Source organism: Pontiella sp. (assembly GCF_041622395.1).
In the GTDB taxonomy this organism is placed as follows: Bacteria; Verrucomicrobiota; Kiritimatiellia; order Kiritimatiellales; family Pontiellaceae; genus Pontiella.
Genome location: NZ_JBFJYW010000280.1, coordinates 1 through 4923 on the forward strand (window position 1 = coordinate 1; position 4923 = coordinate 4923).

The 4923-nt window shown below is 61.2% G+C and carries 3 protein-coding genes and 1 pseudogene; 2 read left to right on the plus strand and 2 right to left on the minus strand.

Features of this window, described 5'->3' with window-relative positions; all coding sequences use genetic code 11:
- Both ABYO54_RS13935 and ABYO54_RS13940 read right to left on the minus strand, forming a co-directional pair.
- Nucleotides 1-950: TlpA family protein disulfide reductase (locus tag ABYO54_RS13935; RefSeq protein ID WP_372808856.1), on the minus strand; the 950-nt coding region annotated here is incomplete at its 3' end.
- 344 nt (nt 951-1294) lie between these two features.
- Nucleotides 1295-1738 (minus strand): MarR family winged helix-turn-helix transcriptional regulator, encoded by a 444-nt coding sequence (locus ABYO54_RS13940; RefSeq protein ID WP_372808857.1) that lies wholly within the window; start codon nt 1736-1738, stop codon nt 1295-1297.
- A 213-nt stretch (nt 1739-1951) separates the two neighbouring features.
- Here ABYO54_RS13940 and ABYO54_RS13945 point away from each other — a divergent pair, with 213 nt between their 5' ends.
- Nucleotides 1952-4291 (plus strand): sulfatase-like hydrolase/transferase, encoded by a 2340-nt coding sequence (locus ABYO54_RS13945; RefSeq protein WP_372808858.1) that lies wholly within the window; start codon nt 1952-1954, stop codon nt 4289-4291.
- Between the two features lie 10 nt (nt 4292-4301).
- Nucleotides 4302-4923: pseudogene (locus tag ABYO54_RS13950) on the plus strand (hypothetical protein); the annotation flags it as partial.

Here is a 4923-nt window from a genome sequence, read left to right on the forward strand (position 1 = left end):
GCGATCTCCACCCAGAACTGGCGCGGCAAGGTGTCGCTGTCGCCGGGGCCCTTTTGGGCCGTAGCGGTGGCGGGGGTGGCGGACGCTCCTTCGGGCGGGGTGAGGGTGTATTTCATCGGCGGAGCCAGATTGTTCCAGTGGGCATCGAGGATCGGGTCCGGATAGAATCCAAGGAACAGGCGGCCGGTTCCGGTGCGGAGCAGGGCATCGTCGGCTTCGGCGCGCAGTTTGACATAATACGTGTCTTCGGGGGTTGCCGGCACAATCGAGAGGATGTTCAGCCCTTCGGGGCGTTTCACGCCGAGTTCCGAGTCGGTGTTGACCAGCTGCGGCGGACGCTTGATACGGGGCAGGTCGAGACTGCCGGCGGCGGTGGCGGGGGAAACGGTGCCGACCGCCTGGCCCAGTGCCCGGCGCAGGCCGGGGCCGTCGATCCGGTCGGCGGCATAGATGATTTCCCCTTCGGGCGAAATCAGGTAGACCGACCAGGAACCGGCTTTGAGTCCAATCCGCATGGAGTCGTCCAGCGTGTCGGCAATCCATGGAACCTTTGTGCCCAGCTGCTTGCGGGCCTCGGCGAGCTGCAGCAGGCGTTCCGTCATGTTCTGGGCCTGGACATAGCCGTTGAGTTCGGGGTGTCGGAGGCTTTTGTAGAAGTAGAAAAACCGAACGCCTTTGGCGGCATAGTCCACTGCGGCGGCCTCGATTTCCGGATAGTTCTGGTGGAACAGCGGACAGGTGAGGCAGCCGGCGGAAAGCACCGTATATTTGCCTTTGCACAGCTCTCTAAGTTTCAGAGGTTTCCCGTCGGGCGTGAAGGCGTTCAGGTCGGGCAGGGGACCGCTGCCGAGAACGCCGCCGGCGGGAACGTTGGCATAGCGGTTTTCAGCGCCGGGCCGCTGTGCGTTTGCGATGCCGGCCATCAGAGCCAAGGAGACAAGCAGGACCATGCATTGCCGATTGCCGATTTTTGATTTACGATTGCTGGAACTCAGTCGGCGTTGGCCTCTACTTATTGCTCCGGCGATTAAATATTGAGAATCCCGCAGCACCGAAGGAATGGCCACCAAAGAGCGCAGAGAACTCAAAACCGTGCAGGTTCTGCTTTGTTTTCTTTGTGCTCTTTTTGGGAAAAAAATACCGATATTTAGTCGCCGGATCTGTATGAAAGGCGTCGCAGACCTGCAAATCGGCACACGAAGTGAGGCTGGAGCCAGCGACAGCAACGAAGCAACGCGGAGTGGCAATCGGCAATCATCAATCGGCAATCTGTTGTGTAGCGACATTGGTTTTTTCATTCGGTTTCTCCGTTGGTCGGCAGGGTGCCGCCCAGTGTGGTTAAGAGGATTTCCAGGGTTTGGATAAGTGCGGTCTGTTCGCCGTTCGGAAGGCTTTTCAGCAGACGGGATTCAACCCGGCCCCAGGCGGCTTGGATTTCGCTGCAGGCGGCTACGCCGGCGGGCGTCAGCGAAACCCGCTGGGCCCGGTTGGTTTTGGGGTCGGTTTTCCGCTTGATCAGTTTTTTCTGTTCCAGCGGCCGAAGCATGTTGGTGATGGTGGAGGGCTTGACGTCCATCCGGCGCGCCAGATCGGCTTGGGTGATTCCGGATGCCCGCTGGATATTTATAAGAATGCGCCCCTGTCCGTGGTGCAGACCGCAAGAAGCCAGCTCTTCTTCGATGGCCCGTTCCAGCAGGCGGCCATTGTGCATTAAAAGGTGCAGTAGCATTTTCTTCATCCGTGCGCTCCGTTGTTAGCAGCATAATACCAACGGGGCGCCTTCCCGAAAAATTGTGGGGCGTATTCGCTTTTTTACCCTCCGGTCCGCCGCGGTGAACAACGCTGCGTCGGCGGATTCGGTAAAATACAGATTCAATGCAATAAACCCGGCGGGTTGTTAGTTCGCTAATGATGCGCCGGATCGGGCGGCGACAAACGAAGGATCGTGAATATGAAGACGCAGCATTTTGGGCGGGTAGTGGCCGCCGCACTGATGGGCCTGACCCTGGCCGCATCGGCGGCCCAACGGAACATCCTGGTGATTATTGCCGACGACATCGGTCTCGACAGTTTGTCGCGGTGGAACAGCGATGCGAGCGCCAGCTTCCCGCCGGTTCCGACGATCGAGGCTCTGGCGGGGCGGGGAATCACTTTCACGCAGGCCTATGCCAACCCAACCTGTTCCCCGACCCGCGCGGCCATTCTGACCGGCCGCAACGGCTGGCGCACCGGCGTGCTGAGTCCAAGTTCGTCCGATCTGCCCGCCAGCGAAACTACCCTGCCCGAGCTCTTCGCCGAACAGCAGCTGGGCTATGAACTGGCCAGTTTCGGCAAGTGGCATCTGGGCGGCGGCGACAGCGGCCCGAACGACATCGGCGGCTGGCCGCATTTTTCCGGGTCGCTGGGCGGGGCGCTGGGGCTGGAATCGCAACCGCGCACCTACTACAACTGGACCAAGGTGGTGGATGGCGTTTCCACCGCGTTGACGGATGCGTATGCCACCAGCGAAAACGTAACCGATGCGGTGGACTGGATCGGTGAACAGGGGACGAATCGCTGGTTTGCCTGGATCGGGTTCAACGCCGCGCATACGCCGTATCATAAGCCCCCGGCGGATCTGCACACCTATTCCCTGCCGGTCGGTGCGCCGACCAACAATCCCCGTCCGCACTTCGAGGCGATGATTGAATCCATGGATACGGAGATGGGCCGGCTGTTGGCCGGCATCGACACCAACGAGACGACCATCATTTTCCTGGGCGACAACGGGACGGCCGCCGACGTTATCCAGCCGCCCTACGATATTACGGGACGCGCCAAGGGCACGCTCTACGAGGGCGGAACGCATGTGCCGATGATCGTGGCCGGCCCCGATGTGGTGGACGGCGGGCGTACCAACGATTCGGTGGTGCACTGTGCCGACCTGTTTGCCACGATCCTCGAGCTGGCCGGCGGAACCCTGCCGGCCAGTGGCGGCGAGGACTCGCGCTCGCTGGTTCCAATCCTTGGCAACCAGCCCTTCGCGCCTGCCAATGATTGGATCCTGATGGAGTCCGATGCCCTTCTGGCGAACACCACGACAGGACGCGCCATCCGCAACGACCAGTACAAGCTGATTCGGATGGTCGGCCGCGCGGATAAATTCTACGACATGGGGGCCGACCCGCTCGAAAGCACCAACCTGCTGGACGGGACGCTGAGTGCTGCGGAGCAGGCGGTCTACGATGCCTTTTCCGCCCAGCTCGACAGCTGGGTAAAGACGGAGGTTGTGGTTTATGTGGATGCCGACAATACCGCCGGCCCGTGGGACGGAGCGTCCTGGACCTCGGCCTACGCCACGGTGCAGGCCGGAATCGATGCGGCATCTTCCGCCGGCGGCGGAGCCGTCTGGGTGGCCGAGGGAATTTATCTGCCCACCACGGATTCCGATCGCACGGCCAGCTTTACGATGGCGGGGAATGTTGATCTCTATGGCGGATTCGCCGGCACGGAAACCGATCGGGCCCAGCGCGATCCATCACTGTATGCCAGCGTTCTGAGCGGCGACATCGGCGTGTCGGGCGTGGATGCCGACAACAGCTATCATGTGGTGATCGGCGCGAGCGATGCCGTGTTGGATGGCTTTACCATTCGGGATGGGCAGGCGGACGGCGCCCGCCAAAACCAGCACGGCGGCGGCCTCTATTGCGTGGATGAAGTTTCCCCGACCGTTGTCGGATGCACCTTTGCGGACAACCAGGCCGGTGAAGGCGCGGGCGTCTATGCCTACAACGCGTCGTCGTCCGATTTTTCGGAGTGCGAATTCACCGGCAACACGGCCAACCGGGGCGGGGCGCTGCTGCTGCGCAACGGATGCAGCGGAACCTTTTCCAACTGCACCTTCTCGGCCAATTTCGCCGCTTGGGCGGGCGGCGCGATCTATGCGGACTATGGCTCTTCGCCGACGTTTTCAGGCTGCGCGTTCGCCAACAATTCAACCACGGGGAAGGGCGGGGCCTTCTTTACCGACGACCTCGCTTCGCAGGTGGGCATTTCATCGCCGGTGTTTGTGGATTGTGCCTTCACGGGGAACAGCGCGACCTATCGCGGCGGCGGCATCTATAACTTCGACGGCAGCGAAACGTCGGTTGCCAATTCAAGTTTTACGGGGAACTCGGCCGGCATCGGAGGCGGCGCCATTGCGAACGACCTGAATTCGGAGCTGACGCTGAGCGGCGTTACCTATGCGGGAAACAGTTCGACGAGCGGCGAGGCCGATGTGGATTCGGACGGCACTTCGGTGGTGTATTAAGGAGCGGGCGATGAAATCGGGATTCGTTTTTTCAGTTGGTTTATTGGGGCTCTGGGCATCGGTTGTGCAGGCGGTGGTGTTTGTGGATGGAAGCCATGCCGGCGCGGCGGACGGGAGCTCGTGGGCGACCGCGTATGCCACGGTCCAGGCGGGCATCGATGCCGCGGAAGCCGGCGGCGACGATTCGGTCTGGGTGGCGGCCGGAACCTATACCCCCACCACCGGAACGGATCGCTATGCCACGTTCGAGCTCAAAAGCGGCATTGCGGTCTATGGCGGGTTTGCGGGAAATGAAAGCCATCTTTCGGAGCGCGACTGGCAGGAAAACACAACGGTGTTGAGCGGTAATATCGGCGTGGCCGGACTGGCGAGCGATAATGTCTACCACGTTGTCTCCTGCACCAACGCAGTCGGCGCGGCGATCGATGGCTTTACCATTCAGGACGGCTATGCCAACGGTCCCAACACCGGAACGGGCGGCAGCTCGGGGCAAAATTCCACCAGTGCCGATGCCATTGTTTCCGGCATCAACCATGGCGCCGGCGGCGGCATCATTAATTTCCAGTCCGCGGCGGTCGTTCGGAATTGCACCATCTCTAACAACTTTGCGCTGAAAGCAGGCGGCGCCTATA

Bases quoted from the DNA above. Each gene is read 5' to 3' on its own strand.
- ABYO54_RS13940 (WP_372808857.1), bottom strand. From the start codon at position 1,738: ATGAAGAAAATGCTACTGCACCTTTTAATGCACAATGGCCGCCTGCTG.
- ABYO54_RS13945 (WP_372808858.1), top strand. From the start codon at position 1,952: ATGAAGACGCAGCATTTTGGGCGGGTAGTGGCCGCCGCACTGATGGGC.